The sequence below is a fragment of the Actinoplanes sp. OR16 genome (assembly GCF_004001265.1).
GTDB lineage: Bacteria > Actinomycetota > Actinomycetes > Mycobacteriales > Micromonosporaceae > Actinoplanes.
Genome location: NZ_AP019371.1, coordinates 6,484,408 through 6,498,325, shown reverse-complemented (window position 1 = coordinate 6,498,325; position 13,918 = coordinate 6,484,408). Strand labels below are relative to the sequence as shown.

Sequence of the window (13,918 nt, the reverse complement as noted above, 5' to 3'; positions counted from 1 at the left end):
GCATGAGTTTCCTGGAGCCCGCCGCACGGGATTTCGTCGCGGATCCGCCCCTGTTGCCCGAGCTCGGTGTGGCCGGGGGCCGATCGGCGTTGCGGGCGATGCAGTCGCATCCCGGACCCGACGCCGTGATTTCCGAGGTGGACATTCCGGGCGGCCCGAGCGATGCGATCTCGCTGCGGATCGTGCGCCCGGTCGCGGAGGGGATGCTGCCGGCAGTGCTCTACATCCACGGCGCAGGCTGGGTCTTCGGCGACGCCGCCACGCATGATCGCCTGGTCCGGGAGCTGGCCGTGCGGTCCGGCGCCGCCATCGTGTTCGTGAACTACAGCCGTTCCCCCGAGGCGCACTACCCGGTCGCGATCGAGGAGTGTTACGCGGCCCTCGAATGGATCGCCGCCCACGGCCCCGCGGAGGGGCTGGATCCGGCGCGCGTCGCGATCGCCGGCGACTCGGTCGGCGGCAACATGGCGGCGGCGGTCACCCTGATGGCGAAGCAGCGTTCGGGTCCGGAACTCGCCTGCCAGGTGCTGTTCTATCCGGTGACGGATGCCGCTTTCGACACGGATTCCTATCATCTGTACGCCGAAGGCCACTGGCTGCGGCGTGACGCCATGCAGTGGTACTGGAACCAGTACACGACCGACGAGGCAGCCCGTTCCGAGATCACCGCCTCTCCCCTGCGTGCCTCGACCGGTCAGCTCGCCGGCCTGCCACCGGCGCTGGTCATCCTGGCCGAGGCGGACGTGCTGCGTGACGAGGGCGAGGCGTACGCGGCGAAACTCCGCGCCGCCGGCGTCCCGGTCACCGCCGTCCGCTACCAGGGCATCGTCCACGACTTCGTGATGATGGACGCGCTGCGCGACACCGAGGCCGCCCAGGCAGCCCTCGCGCAGGCCGGCCGTTTCCTGCGGGAGGCGTTTTAACCGGTTGCCGCATTCCGGCCGCGGCTCCACGATCCTTCGATGGATACCGTCATCAGTGACTATTACGACCGCGGCGGCGAGATCGAACGATTGGGCGCCGGCCGCGGGCGATTGGAGTTCCTTCGTACGCGGGAGGTCCTGCGGCGGCTGCTGCCGCCCCCACCGGCACGGGTCCTCGACGTCGGCGGCGGGGCCGGAGTGCACGCCCGGTGGCTGGCCGGCGACGGCTACCGCGTACGACTCGTCGACCCCGTGCCCCTGCACGTCACCCATGCCGGCGCCATCGATGGGGTGGACGCGGTCCTCGGCGACGCCCGCCGGCTCGACGAACCGCCCGCCCGCTATGACGCGACGCTGCTGCTCGGCCCGCTCTACCACCTGACCGACCGGGCCGACCGGATCACCGCCCTGCGCGAGGCCGCCCGGGTGACGGTCCCCGGCGGGCTCGTCGTCGCCGCCACGATCAGCCGGTACGCCGGCCTCTACGACACCCTGGTCCGCGGCCGCTACACCGACCCCGAGGTCCGCCGCATCACCGACGCCGAACTCACCACCGGCGTCCATCAGCCCTTCGACCAGGACCTGTTCACGCTCGCCTACTTCCACCACCCGGACGAGATCGTCGCCGAGTTCGCCGAGGCCGGCCTGGTGTCGGCCGACCGGTATGCCGTGGAGGGCGCCGCCTGGCTCTTCGCCGACCGCGACGGCTGGCTGGACGGCGACGCGCGGACGTCAGCCCTCCTCGACGGCCTGCGGGCCACCGAGCAGGACCCGTCCCTGTTCGGCATCAGCTCCCACCTGCTCACGGTGGCGGTGGTACAGCCTCACCGGGGCCGGGAGATCCAGTAGCGCCGCTTGGGGCCGATCGGCGTCTCCCGCACGTCTTCCAGCACCCCGCCCGCCTTCTCGATGATCCGCGCGGACGCCGTGTTCTCCGGTGAGCAGGTCACCAGCACGGCGTCCAGCCCGCGGGCCCAGGCGCGATCCAGCGTCGCCCCCAGCGCCCACGTGGCGATCCCCCGCCCCCGATGGCCGGGGCGAACGCTGTACCCGATGTGCCCGCCCGCATCGACCAGCAACGGATGCCCGATGTCATGCCGCAGTTCGACGGCACCGAGCACCTCGTCCCGGTCGGTGATCCACCAATAGCTGGAGTGCGTCACATGCCCGGGCGGCAGAGGCACCTCGGCATCCGCACAACCGGCCAGCTTGCCCGCCCAGGCGGCGAACCCTGCGGGGGTGCGCACGTCGTCACCCTGCCGCAACCCGGAGGCGTCGATGTGCGACCCGTCCGGCCATTCGGCGTAGGCAGCGAGCCACGCGTCCCGCAGCCGCGTGTCAGGAGTGGTCAACGCCAGACGACTTCCGTCCATTCGAGCCTCCCCGCCGATCTTCCCACTGTGGAGCGCGTGGACTCACGGGAACGGTGTCCCGTGCGGTCGGGGCGCGCCCGTCGAACCGTACAAGAAAGGGATCTGGCTCTTCGCGCATAGGGTGGGGTGCATGTACCGCGACAAGGATCTCGCACTGCTCGCCCGTCCGCTGCACGCCTTCCTCACCGTCGCGCCCAAGGCCGGGCGGTGGCCGTCGCCGCGCCCGGTCTGGTACGAGCTCGCCGGCGACGGCACGCTGCAACTGTTCTCCTTCACCGCATCGCCCAAGGTCGACCGGCTGCGCGAGGAGCCGCGTGCCTCACTCGTCGTGGCGGCGCCCACCGGCGAACCGGAACACTGGGTCGCCACCGAGGGCCGCGTCACGATCCACGAGGACGGCGCCGCCGAGCTCGCCGCGCGGCTGGCCGACCGCTACTACGACATGAGCGACCCGGCCAGACAGAAGGCGGTCGCCGAGTGGAGTGACTTCAGCCTGGTCAGGATCGTGATCCATCCGGAAGTGGTGAACAGGTACGCCGGCTGACCCATTGCGGCCGGGAACTGACCGCAATCGATGCGAGGATGAGCTCATGACATCAACGTGGAAGATCGAGCTCATCCCCGTGCCGGTCACCGACGTGGACCGGGCCAAAGCGTTCTACGAGCGGATCGGCTTCAACACCGACCACGACTACCAGGTTCGCGAGGGCCTGCGGTTCGTGCAGCTGACGCCGCCCGGCTCGGCGTGCTCCATCGTGATCGGCGACGGCATCACCGAGAAGACGCCGGGCAGCCAGGAGATCCAGGTCGTGGTGGCCGACGCGCACGACGCCCGCAAGGAGCTGATCGCCGCCGAGGTGGAGGCGAGCGAGGTGGACGTCCAGCCGTGGGGCGATTTCGTCTATTTCCGTGATCCCGATGGCAACAGCTGGTCCCTGCAGGCGATCGACCGGCGGCCCAACGGGTGACCTCAGTGCGCTGTCCCCTCTTCGGCGCTGAGCACTTCGGCGATGGCGGCGAAGAATGCGGCGATGCCGGGGTGATCAGCCCCCTTCTCCCGGGAAGCGGCGAAGTCCTCCGGCGTCGCCCACTGCACGATGTCGAGCCATTCGCCGTTCGGCAGCTGAACGAGGTCGGCCGCGAGGAAACCGGTGCGGTCGGCCTTGAAGTCGGCGAGCATCGCGGGCCGGGCCGCGAGCAGCGCGGCGGTCTTGGCGGCCTCCACACGGAACCGGGTCAGTTCGATCGTCGTCATGCCGTCTAAGATAGTCCAAAAGTTGGACTAATCCAGGAGGGGGTTGGCGCTGTGGGCCGTCTCGCACGGAAGACCGCATCGCCGGATCTGGGCATTCTGGGCGCTCGACTGCTCTTCGGCCTTCAAGGCGAGTTGTTCCGCCGGGGCGCTGAGCTGGGCTTCAACGATCTGCGGCCGCAGCACGGGGCGGTGCTGGCGTACCTCGACGAGAACGGCCTCCGGCAGACCGAGATCACCCGCCTGGCCGGTCGCAACAAACAGACGATCGGCGCGATCCTGGACGAACTGGAGAGGCTCGGCTACCTCACCCGCGTCCCCGACCCCACCGACCGCCGAGCGCGCCTGGTCATGCCGACCGCGCGCGGCACCGCCTGGATGGAAGTCTCCGACGCCATCATCGCCGACATCGAGAGACGACATGCGCGCATGGTCGGCGAGGAGGATTACGCGGCTTTCCTGAACACGCTGAAAATCATCACCGGGTCCGTCTGAGCGACGACCCGTGCCGGCGCCGGGTGGTCACGGCTCGTGGGGGTCGCGTCGTTCCTCGCTTTCCTGCGGATCGTCCTGCACCGGCTGTACGGCGTACGGACGTCCACCGATGAACTCCCTGACGACCTGCACCGGCTCGTCCGGTCCCGGGCAGACGACCGGGAGGCGACGACCCTCCTCGGCTATCCCGCCGGCGGCGTGGGTTCCGGCCGTTGAGCGGTCGGCTGCACTAGACGCTGCACGGCCGTTGAGCGGTCGGCTGCAACTAGACGCTGCCCGGCCCCGGCTCGACCGGCTGCACCTGGCCAGCCGCCTCGTCGGGTGCGGCGCAGGCGGTCTGCGGGTGCGGGACGAAGGCGGCAGCCGTCTCGTTGGGCGGATACACACGGTAGCCGCGGACCTTGGTGGGTTTGCAGGCCGCAGGGTCCACGTTGCGGTAATCGGCGATGAGGATCGTCGCGTGCACACTGTCGCCGGGGTTCAGCGTCAGCGGATGGCGCGGCGAGTCGGTACGCAGGAAAGGGCTGCCCACCTGTCTCCCGTCGTCGCCGGCTACGAAGGAGACGCCGGGGAAGCCGTCGAGCGTACAAGCGAAGTCGGTTTCATTCCGAAAAACGAGGAACTCGGTGTGGTGGCCGGCCGCGCCGCCCCCTTCGTCGGCGATGTCAGTGATCTTCAGGTTCCTGGTCAGGCAGTCCTTGATCGCCGACGAGGTCGCGGTCCGCGTGGCAGCGGGATGTGCCCCGGCGGTCGTCGTGGTGGGGTTCGCTGAGGTCTTCGCAGGAGACGTCCCGGTCGCCGATGCCCCGGCCGCCGATGCCGCCTCGCCCGAAGCCCCGGTGGGCGATGACGCCGATGGCGCTGCGCTCGGTGATGGCGCCGGCGCTGCCGACGGTGAGCCGGAGGACGCGGTGGCACATCCCCCGGCCGCCAGCAGCAGTCCGGCCGCGCCCGCCGCCATGAGCGGTCCGCGCATGAATCGCGCCTGCTTCGCGAGTCGCATGAGCCCTCCAGAGTGATCGTTTCTCGGTCGACCACCGGATTTCCTGCCCACATGCAGCGAAAACAGAAAGTGATCCTCAAGTCACCGCTGAACTCGACCGCGATGGAGACGTGCGGACGACAGCGCACCGAGCGCTCACCACCGCCGGGATCACGCTGCTGCTCTCATCACTCCTCACCATCGTTTCCCATCCTGAAAAGCGCAGTCTGCTCGCCGTCGCATCGATCATTGAGCCGGTCTGGCGCGGATTCAGGGCCGTGATCACTGGCAGGCGCTCACTTGCGACCCGCCTTCGGCCGCGTCGACCTGCTCGACCGGCCACGCGCCGCACCCGGTGGGCCTCGATCCAAGCGACCGAGCCCCGTGCCGTCGCCCGCCGCCTGCCCGCCCGTGGATCTTGGAATGCGGTGATCTGCCACGACACCCTCGCCAAGGGCGGAATGGTCACGCTCTGCTCCCGCCCGGAGGATTGGTGGAGGATTGCGGGGCCTGGAGCACCTACGACTTTCCACCAAGCCCCGATGATCCAAGATCCCCGTCACCCTCCGCTGTTCGGGGCTGGCCTCTTGAATCAATGCGACAGTGAGCCTTTTTCAACCTGACATCGGGCCTGAAGGTCCGGGCCGTCGTCCGGCACGGGCGAGCGAGGCCCTCGACACGTTGAAAAGATTCAGTCATGAATGCCGATCATTGGGCTGGCGTGGCGCGCGGTGATCTGGCGAACCGGGAATGGGCCGCGCTGCCGTTCCCGACGGCCCAGCCAGTTGAGGGCCGGCAGGACGGTGATCACCAAGAGGTGATCACCGCGATTCGCCGGGTCAGGCGGACCATTTCGCCGTGGCAAGGCCTGACCGTGGGGTAGTTCCGCGGAAGATGCCTGCCAGCGGAATGACCAGGTCGAACGAGGCTCCGACCAGCGCCAGCGCCAGCGCCAGCGCCGGCGCGGACACGCCACTCGAAACGAGATGCTCGGCTCCCACTTCCCAGCGACCCTCGACCTCGTCGAAATGCTCGACTGGGTTCGCGCCGCACTCGATCGCCCTTGATCTGAGAGACAGGACCCAGGCGAGGTCCGACTCGACGAAAGACCGACCCAATGAAAGCCCCACCAGCGCAGGCCCGGCCAGACGAAAACTCGGCTACGCGAGAGCCCGGCCAAGTGCAGTCGCGACCAGGCGCAGCCGCGGCCGGACGCGACAGCCCCCGACCAGGCGACAGCCCGACCAGCCGACAGCCCCGCCAGGCGCAGCCCCGGCCGGACGCGACGGCCCGGGCAGGCGACGGCCTTGGACTAGCTCGACCAGACGAAGCAGAAAGGTTTGCCTGCCGGGTCGGCTAGCACGCGCCAATTGTCGCCTTCGCCGGGAAGGCGGGTCGCGCCGAGGGCCAGTGCTGCGCGTTCGGCGGCGTCCGCGTCGGTGACCTCCACGTCGAGGTGGATCTGCTGTGGGTGGGCCGGGTCTGGCCAGCGCGGCGCGTTGTAGTCCTCCACCTGCTGGAACAGCAGGGGCTGTGCGCCGTCGTCGCCGATCATCGCCATGCCGTCGGCCTCGTAGGTGACCTGTTTGCCGAGAAGGTGGGCGTAGAAATGACTCAGCGCCTTCGCGTCCGGGCAGTCGATCATGAGGCCCATCAGTGTGGTGCGGGGTTCGCCGTCGTTGAGGCAGACGTCGAACGGGTGGCCGGCCGGGTCGGCGAGAGTGTGCCAGCGCTCGTTGCGGCGCAGCAGAGTGGCGCCGAGCTGCTGAGCACGGTCGGCTGCGGCGTCGATGTCGGGCACGCGGAAGTCGAGGTGGGCCTGCTGCGGCCGGGCCTGGCCGGGCCAGCTCGGCGGCACATGATCGGAGGCTTCCTGCAGGCCGATCCGCCAGCCGTCCTCGGTGTCGACGGTGATCCAGTCGGCATCCTGCTGCGGTCTGCGGCGCCAACCGGCGAACTGCTCGTAGAACGTCGCCAGCCCGGTGATGTCCGGCGCGTCCAGCGCGATTGCCCGCAGCGAGCCGATCGGTTCGGATGTCATGCGTCGATCCTGCCGCGCGCAACGGCCGCCTGCCATCCGAAACCCTCCAAGATCTCCGGAAAAGGGTGTCCGTTTGCACGATCAGAGCGCCCTACAGTGGACGGATGATCGGCGACCGGTGGGGCGTCAGCGACAGCGAGATCGCGCTCGATTTTCCGTGCGACGGATTCGTCCCGGCGCCCACCCTGCGCGCGTGGCGCGGCGTCGATGTCGCGGCGCCCACCTCCGAGATCTGGCCGTGGATCATTCAGGTGAGGATCGCGCCTTATTCGTACGATCTGATCGACAACTGGGGGCGCCGCTCACCCCGGCATCTTCTCGGACTCTCCGAGCCTCAGGTGGGCGATCCGTTCACGTCGTCCGGTGGACGCCCGCTGGGCCGGGTCGTCTCGGTCGAGCCCGGCCGCGAGCTGACCGGAGCGATCATGGGCGGGTTCATGTCGTACCTGCTGGTTCCGGCCTCACCTGCGCGAACCCGGCTCCTGCTCAAAGTCGTGGGGCGGACGAATCCGGCGCTCGCCCTCGCGATCTCGGTCGGTGACCTGGTCATGGCCCGCAGGCAGCTGCTGAACTTCAAGGCGCTCGCCGAAGGGAACTGTCACACCCCGCAGGCATGATGGGCGGCGTGACGTCCTCGATAGGCGAAATGCTCGCCGCCGTCGTCGCGCGGGCCGCGGTCGACTTCGTGGACCGCAACGCCTACGTGCGCGGCGGCAGCGCTGTCCATGCGGTCGCGACAGTGCGGTGGCTCGGCGATCTGGAGGTGCCGGCACCCCTGTGTCACGTCGGCGTCAGCGGTGGCGAGCTGGCGGCACTACGCCCGACCACGGCGGCCGTGACCTGCCGTCGCTGCCTGCGAAAACAGGGCGCCGACGAGCTGAACGCACTGCCGATGAGCGAACAGTTGCCGCTGTTCCCCTTCCGGCGTTGAGCGAGGAAGTGCGGCGGCACTGAGCGAGGAAACGCTGCGGCGCCGAGCGGGGAAGTGCCGCGCCGCCGAGCGAGGAAACGCTGCGGCGCCGAGCGGGGAAGTGCCGCGCCGCCGAGCGAGGAAACGCTGCGGCGCCGACTCGTTCTCGGCGTGCATGAGCGCGGGCTCACCACGGGACGGGTTGATCAGCCGCTGAGCCGAGCCCCGGGACGGGTGTTCACCGAGGCGGGGACGGTTTGCGGGCCAGGAGCAACTCGCACACAGGAGTCCCGTCTCTGTGCTGGCCGAGTGCTGCCAGCGGTGTGCTCTCCACCGTGAAGCCCGCTGCTGCCAGGTCTTTCTTGACGGCGGGTAGTGGGGTGGTGCGGTAGTACATGACGAACGGTGGGCGGATCACCGCGTTGCGGATGCGCATCGTCGTGTCGAAGCCCAGTAGTGCCCAGTGAGCTACCGAGGTGATCGGGGGTGGCGTGCCGATCGGGATGGCGAAGAGGCCTCCGGGGCGCAGAGCGCGGTGGACACCCGCGAAGAGGGCCGGCCGCTCGGCCGGCAGGAAGTGGCCCATCGCGCCGAACGTGACGGCCAGGTCGAACTCCCCGGCGAACGGCAGTGCTCGGGCGTCGGCGCGGACGAGGGAGGCCGACGGGTACGCCGACCGGGCCTGGGCGAGCATGCCGGCGCTGAAGTCGACGCCGGTCACGCCGCCGGGGCACAGCCGGTCCACGACTGCCAGGCCGGCACCGGTGCCGCAGCAGACGTCCACTCCCCTGCCGAACGGGCCCCGCGACGACAGCTCCGCCACGGTCGCGTCCAGGATGGCCGGCGATGTGCGGAAGGGGGTGTGGTCGAACTTCGGGGCCAGCAGGTCGTAGCCACGCTCGACCGAGGTCAGGGCTTGGACGCAGAGTTCGCGCAGGGAGGGGCCGGCGGGCGAGAACACACGCCGAGATTACCGCCGGCCCGGGCCGATTCTCAGGACGGCGGCACCCCGTTCTCGTCCTGGAGGGTTCCGGTCCGGCCGTCGGCGCCGAGCGTGGCCCACCGCACGACGAACCGGGCGCTCTCCACGACCGGGAGCCGTCATCGGTCCTTCCGGGGAGCGAGCGCCGAGAGGATCTCGTAGACCGTGTGGGCCGCCGCGATGCCGGTGATCTCCGCGTGGTCGTAGGCCGGGGCGACCTCGACGACGTCGGCGCCGACCAGGTTCAGGTCGGCGAAACCGCGCAGGACCGCCAGCAGCTCACGGCTGGTCATGCCGCCCGCCTCGGGGGTGCCGGTGCCGGGCGCGAACGCCGGGTCGAGCACGTCGATGTCGATCGAGAGGTAGACCGGGCGGTCCTCGACGCGTTCCCGGATGCGCTCGACGATGCCGCGCGCACCCAGGTCGTCGATCTCGACGCTCGGCACCACGTGGAAGCCCAGTTCGACGTCGTCGACCAGGTCCTGGGTGGAGTAGAGGGGACCCCGGGTGCCCACGTGCAGGCAGCCCGAGGTGTCGATCAGCCCCTCCTCGGAGGCGCGGCGGAACGGGGTGCCGTGCGTGGTCGCCACCCCGAAGTAGGTGTCCCAGGTGTCCAGGTGCGCGTCGAAGTGCACGACCGCGACCGGCCCGTGCTTCGCGGCCATGGCCCGCAGCAGCGGCAGCGCGATCGTGTGGTCGCCGCCGATCGTGACCAGCCGGTCGGCGCGTTCCAGCAGCGAGCGGGCCCCCACCTCGATCTGCCCGAGCGCCCCTTCGATGTCGAACGGGTTGACGCCGAGGTCACCCGCGTCGACGACCTGCTGCGCGGCGAACGGCTGGACGCCGGCGGCCGGATTGTAGGGACGCAGCAGCCGCGACGACTCCCGCACGTGCGCCGGGCCGAAGCGGGCGCCCGGGCGGTACGAGACGCCGGCGTCGAACGGGATGCCCAGCACCGCGACGTCGACGTCGGAGACCTCGTCGATGCGGGGCAGCCGGGCGAACGTGGCGGGACCGGCGAAGCGGGGCACGACGGTCGCGTCGACCTGACCGACGCGACCGTCCTGGATGATGCGAGGAAGAGACACTTGTTTCCTTACTTCTCTGGCGCGGTACGTGCCTTGGCCCGGTGGACCGACGCGCTGTGGTCGTCGACGACCTCCGGCATCGGGGAGTCACTGCTGGGAACGCCGCGTGGCCCGTCCGGCCCGAAGACGTACCGCGGCTCCGGGAAGAGCACGATCAGGGCCACGTACGCCACGGCGGCCGTGCCGATCGACACCAGGAGGCTGATGTCGACTCCACCTGCGGCGTTGCGGAACGGGCCCTCGATCAGCGGTGGATAGTTCGCGAAGAGCAGGCCGACGATCGCGGCCGGCACCCAGGCTGCCATGCCCCGCCAGTTCACGCCCTTCGCGAACCAGTATGCCCCGCCCTCGCGCCCCTGATTGAACACCTGGAGGTCGGCCTCGCGGTAGTAGGCCCGGCGTACGAAGTAGCCGATCGTCATGATGACCATCCATGGAGTGGTGCAGATGACGATCGCCCCGACGAACGCGTTCACGCTGGCCAGCAGGTCGAACGCGAGCCGGCCGACCAGGATGAAGACGAACGCGATCGAGCCGATGAACAGGGACGCCTGCACCCGGTTGAGTCGCGGGAAGACGCTGGAGAAGTCCAGTCCGGTGCCGTAGAGCGAGGTGATGCCGGTGGAGAGGCCGCCGAGGAAGGCCACCACGATCAGCAGCAGCGCGTACCAGGCCGGCGAGATGTTGATCAGCGCGACGATGTAGTCCGCCTCGCCGGCCACCAGGGTCGCGGTGAAGACGCCGAACAGGAACGGCACGAGCGTGGCGAGCTGGGCGGTGTAGGTGGCCACCAAGATCTTGAGAGGCGCGGTCTCCGCCGGGATGTACCGCGACCAGTCGCCGAGGAACGCGCCGAACGAGATCGGGTTGCCCATCACGATCAGGGCGGAGAGCACGAACGTGGGCCAGAACGAGCCGAGGGCGTACGCCTGCGGTCCCGGGTCGTAGCCGAAGTCCAGCGTGCCGCTGTAGGCCAGGACGCCGAGCAGGAAGAGCGCCGTGTTGCCGAAGACGACGATCTTGTTCGCCAGCAGCATGAACGCGTAGCCGTAGATCACGATGACGATCACGATGGCGCCGAGGATCGCGTAGACGACGCCGCGCAGCAGGTCCGAGTCCTGCACGCCGGCCAGCCGGACCAGGGCGCCGACCACGGCGTCGCCGCTGACCCAGACCGAGATCGAGTAGAACGCGATGGCGGTGAGCAGGGACAGGAACGAGCCGACGACCCGGCCTCGTACGCCGAAGTGCGCGCCCGAGGCGACCGCGTTGTTCGTGCCGGTCAGCGGGCCGAACAGGCCCATCGGCGCGAGGATGAGCGCGCCGACCACGACACCGGCGACGGTCGCGGCGACGGCCTGCCACAGCGAGAGGCCGAGCAGGATGGGGAACGTGCCGAGGATGACGGTGGCGAAGGTGTTCGCACCGCCGAACTGGATGCGGAACAGATCGAGGGGACGGGAATGACGATGGGCCGCGGGGATGGTGTCGATGCCGTGCTGCTCGACCTCGGTGATCCTGGGTCTCTGTATGTCTGTCATGCGAATCGTCCTTCGCCCAGAGGTGTTGACCCGGGAGCGTAGAGCCAAGTTTCATAGGACGCAACGGTTGTTGTCTGAGAGGGAAAATCCATGCGTGTACGCCGGATCGTCGATCTGTCCGTGCCGGTCGGCCCGGACACGCAGGTCTACCCGGGTGATCCGGTGCCGCGACTGTCCGTGCACGCCACCGTCGAGTCGGACGGGTTCAACCTGCTGCACGTCGAGATGGGCTCACAGAGCGGGACGCACGTGGACGCGCCCTATCACTTCTCGCCCTCGGGCCTGCGGCTCCATGAGCTGGATCTCGGACTCTTCACCGGGCCCGGCGTGGTGATCGATGTTCGCGGGCTCGCACCGCGGACGCCGATCACGTGGGATCTGGTGGCGCCGTTCCTGGAGGATCCACGGCCGATCGCCTTGATCTGCACGGGATGGTCCGCCTTCTACGGGACGCCCCGGTACTTCGACCACCCGTATCTCGACGCCGACGCCTGCCGCCGGATGCTCGACCTCGGCGTGCGCACGTTCGGCATCGACGCCATCAACATCGACGAGACGCCGTCCGGGATCGGCTATCCGGTGCACCACCTCATCGCCGGGGCCGGTGGCGTGATCGGCGAGAACTTCCGCAACCTCGAAGAGATCGACTTCCCGGACCCCCTGGTGTCCTGCCTGCCGATCGCCTTGGAGAATGCGGACGGGGCGCCGGTACGCGCGGTCGCGATGCAGCTGGAGGATTGATGGCGGGCCAGGTCCGACGCGTGGCACAGCCACCGGCCTCCAGCGCGGCGATCGGCGGACGGCTCCGCGCCGCCCGTCAGGCCCGCGGGCTCACCCTGCAGCAGGTCGCCGACGCGACCAGCCTGAACAAGGGTTTCATCAGCCGCCTCGAACGCGACGAGGTCTCCCCCTCGGTCGCCTCACTGGTCGCGATCTGCGAGGTCCTCGGCATCCGCGTCGGCGAACTCTTCGAACCGCCGGCCACCTCCCTGGTCCGGGCCGGTGAGGGCCGCCCGATCAACTTCGGCGGCAGCAAGGTGAACGAACTGCTGCTCACCCCCGGCACCCAGTCGAACCTGCAGGTCATCCACTCCACCGTGGAACCGGGCGGCACCGGCGGCGACGAGCTCTACACGCTGGACTGCGAGGTCGAGTTCGTCTACGTCACCCGTGGCCGCCTCCGCATCACCCTCTCCGACTCCTCGGTCCTGCTCGACGCCGGCGACGCGTTCACCTTCCCCGGCCGCGAGCCGCACACCTGGGCCAACGCCGGCGCCGGCGACGAGCCGTGCCAGGTCATCTGGGTGCTGGCCCCGGCACCCTGAGACGCCCTCCACCGGCCGATCGGGAGGGCCGGTGATCGAGGTCACGGGTAATGGCACGTGTTTTCCCCCGTACGGAGACAAATGGGTGGTTTGAACGTGCCGGAACGGTGGGCAAGAGGGAGCCACGGTTGGCCGGACCCGGAGGAGAACACCCATGACCGTCGTCGTCGACAACGCCACGCCCGTCGAATCGCAGGACTCGCTGGCCAGCACCGACACGGCCAGTGAACTGATCACCGCGATGGCGGCCCTGCCCGCCGGCCACCCGTCCCGCGCGGAACTGCGCGACCGGGCGATCGAGGCCTGGCTGCCGCTCGCCCGGCACCTCGCCAACCGGTACGCGAACCGCGGCGAACCGCGCGACGACCTCTACCAGGTCGCCGTCGTCGGGCTGATCAAGGCGGCCGACCGTTTCGAGGCCGACCGTGGCGTCGACTTCGCCGGCTTCGCGATCCCCACCATCGTCGGCGAGCTGAAGCGCCACTTCCGCGACCGCACCTGGTCGGTCCGCGTGCCCCGCCGCCTCCAGGAACTGCGCCTCGCCATCACGTCGGCGAACAACGCGCTCAGCCACACCCTCGGCCGGTCCCCGACCGTCGCCGACATCGCCGCGCACCTGAACATCACCGAGGACGAGGTCCTCGAAGGCCTCGAAGGCGCCCGCGCCTACACCTCCACCAGCCTCTCCACCCCGGTCGCGGACAGCGGCACCGAACTCGGCGACACCCTCGGTGGCCTCGACGCCGAATTCGAGGTCGCCGAACTGCGCGTCGCCCTCGGCCCGGCCCTCGCCCGCCTCGATGAGCGCGAGCAGAAGATCGTGAGCCTGCGCTTCTACGGCAACCTGACCCAGACCCAGATCGCCGAGCAGGTCGGCATCTCCCAGATGCACGTCTCGCGTCTGCTCACCCGCGCGCTCGCCAAGCTGCGGCGCGAGCTGGACTCGGTCGCCTGATCCCTCTTCGTACGGACGCCCGGCATGTCCGTGGCCCACCGCTGTCGTGAC

The 13,918-nt window shown here is 69.6% G+C and carries 19 protein-coding genes; 12 read left to right on the top strand and 7 right to left on the bottom strand.

Annotation, left to right across the window (positions count from 1 at the left end; translation table 11 throughout):
- Positions 1–2: 2 nt before the first annotated feature.
- Together EP757_RS29695 and EP757_RS29690 are read left to right on the top strand one after the other, a co-directional pair.
- Positions 3–923, top strand: a complete 921-nt coding sequence (locus EP757_RS29695; protein ID WP_127551572.1) for an alpha/beta hydrolase — start codon at positions 3–5, stop codon at positions 921–923.
- A gap of 39 nt (positions 924–962) precedes the next feature.
- On the top strand, positions 963–1,772 hold the full coding sequence (locus EP757_RS29690) for a bifunctional 2-polyprenyl-6-hydroxyphenol methylase/3-demethylubiquinol 3-O-methyltransferase UbiG (protein ID WP_127551570.1): 810 nt from the start codon (positions 963–965) through the stop codon (positions 1,770–1,772).
- Here EP757_RS29690 and EP757_RS29685 read toward each other — a convergent pair.
- Positions 1,748–2,296 carry a GNAT family N-acetyltransferase gene (locus tag EP757_RS29685; protein ID WP_127551569.1) on the bottom strand — a complete coding sequence of 183 codons (549 nt, stop codon included), beginning with the start codon at positions 2,294–2,296 and terminating at the stop codon, positions 1,748–1,750. The genes EP757_RS29690 and EP757_RS29685 overlap by 25 nt on opposite strands.
- Positions 2,297–2,426: 130 nt before the next feature.
- Between EP757_RS29685 and EP757_RS29680 the strand changes: the two genes are divergently transcribed.
- On the top strand, positions 2,427–2,840 hold the full coding sequence (locus tag EP757_RS29680) for a pyridoxamine 5'-phosphate oxidase family protein (protein ID WP_127551567.1): 414 nt from the start codon (positions 2,427–2,429) through the stop codon (positions 2,838–2,840).
- A gap of 46 nt (positions 2,841–2,886) precedes the next feature.
- Positions 2,887–3,264, top strand: coding sequence for a VOC family protein (locus EP757_RS29675; protein WP_127551565.1), 378 nt, complete (start codon positions 2,887–2,889; stop codon positions 3,262–3,264).
- Positions 3,265–3,266: 2 nt separating this feature from the next.
- On the opposite strand, the gene EP757_RS29670 is transcribed toward EP757_RS29675, so the two are convergent.
- Complete coding sequence (locus EP757_RS29670; RefSeq protein ID WP_127551563.1) at positions 3,267–3,551, bottom strand: hypothetical protein; 285 nt, start codon at positions 3,549–3,551, stop codon at positions 3,267–3,269.
- A 51-nt stretch (positions 3,552–3,602) separates the two neighbouring features.
- Here EP757_RS29670 and EP757_RS29665 point away from each other — a divergent pair, with 51 nt between their 5' ends.
- Positions 3,603–4,043, top strand: coding sequence for a MarR family winged helix-turn-helix transcriptional regulator (locus EP757_RS29665; RefSeq protein ID WP_127551562.1), 441 nt, complete (start codon positions 3,603–3,605; stop codon positions 4,041–4,043).
- A 36-nt stretch (positions 4,044–4,079) separates the two neighbouring features.
- Entirely contained in the window at positions 4,080–4,259 is a 180-nt protein-coding gene (locus EP757_RS29660) for a hypothetical protein (RefSeq protein ID WP_127551560.1), read from the top strand.
- Between the two features lie 49 nt (positions 4,260–4,308).
- Here EP757_RS29660 and EP757_RS29655 read toward each other — a convergent pair whose 3' ends face one another.
- A complete protein-coding gene (locus tag EP757_RS29655; RefSeq protein ID WP_127551558.1) occupies positions 4,309–5,046 on the bottom strand; it encodes a DUF4232 domain-containing protein in 738 nt (245 codons plus the stop codon).
- 676 nt (positions 5,047–5,722) lie between these two features.
- On the opposite strand from EP757_RS29655, the gene EP757_RS29650 reads away from it, so the two are divergent.
- Positions 5,723–5,908, top strand: a complete 186-nt coding sequence (locus EP757_RS29650; protein WP_127551556.1) for a hypothetical protein — start codon at positions 5,723–5,725, stop codon at positions 5,906–5,908.
- A gap of 429 nt (positions 5,909–6,337) precedes the next feature.
- Here EP757_RS29650 and EP757_RS29645 read toward each other — a convergent pair whose 3' ends face one another.
- A complete protein-coding gene (locus tag EP757_RS29645; RefSeq protein WP_127551554.1) occupies positions 6,338–7,066 on the bottom strand; it encodes a VOC family protein in 729 nt (242 codons plus the stop codon).
- A 104-nt stretch (positions 7,067–7,170) separates the two neighbouring features.
- Between EP757_RS29645 and EP757_RS29640 the strand changes: the two genes are divergently transcribed.
- Together EP757_RS29640 and EP757_RS29635 are read left to right on the top strand one after the other, a co-directional pair.
- Positions 7,171–7,683 (top strand): polyketide cyclase, encoded by a 513-nt coding sequence (locus EP757_RS29640; protein WP_127551553.1) that lies wholly within the window; start codon positions 7,171–7,173, stop codon positions 7,681–7,683.
- Between the two features lie 8 nt (positions 7,684–7,691).
- Positions 7,692–7,997, top strand: a complete 306-nt coding sequence (locus tag EP757_RS29635) for a hypothetical protein (protein WP_127551551.1) — start codon at positions 7,692–7,694, stop codon at positions 7,995–7,997.
- A gap of 217 nt (positions 7,998–8,214) precedes the next feature.
- Here EP757_RS29635 and EP757_RS29630 read toward each other — a convergent pair whose 3' ends face one another.
- From EP757_RS29630 to EP757_RS29615, 3 genes are all read right to left on the bottom strand, one after another.
- Entirely contained in the window at positions 8,215–8,937 is a 723-nt protein-coding gene (locus tag EP757_RS29630) for a trans-aconitate 2-methyltransferase (protein ID WP_127551549.1), read from the bottom strand.
- Between the two features lie 140 nt (positions 8,938–9,077).
- The gene (gene speB, locus EP757_RS29620) at positions 9,078–10,046 is read right to left on the bottom strand and encodes an agmatinase (RefSeq protein ID WP_232050065.1); all 969 of its coding nucleotides are present in this window, start codon (positions 10,044–10,046) and stop codon (positions 9,078–9,080) included.
- 8 nt (positions 10,047–10,054) lie between these two features.
- On the bottom strand, positions 10,055–11,587 hold the full coding sequence (locus EP757_RS29615; RefSeq protein WP_127551547.1) for a cytosine permease: 1,533 nt from the start codon (positions 11,585–11,587) through the stop codon (positions 10,055–10,057).
- A gap of 90 nt (positions 11,588–11,677) precedes the next feature.
- Between EP757_RS29615 and EP757_RS29610 the strand changes: the two genes are divergently transcribed.
- From EP757_RS29610 to EP757_RS29600, 3 genes are all read left to right on the top strand, one after another.
- Positions 11,678–12,328: a cyclase family protein gene (locus EP757_RS29610; RefSeq protein ID WP_127551545.1), complete on the top strand. Its 651-nt coding sequence runs from the start codon at positions 11,678–11,680 to the stop codon at positions 12,326–12,328.
- A gap of 20 nt (positions 12,329–12,348) precedes the next feature.
- A complete protein-coding gene (locus tag EP757_RS29605; protein ID WP_197725408.1) occupies positions 12,349–12,912 on the top strand; it encodes a helix-turn-helix domain-containing protein in 564 nt (187 codons plus the stop codon).
- Between the two features lie 154 nt (positions 12,913–13,066).
- Entirely contained in the window at positions 13,067–13,867 is an 801-nt protein-coding gene (locus EP757_RS29600; protein WP_127551541.1) for an RNA polymerase sigma factor SigF, read from the top strand.
- Positions 13,868–13,918: the final 51 nt, after the last annotated feature.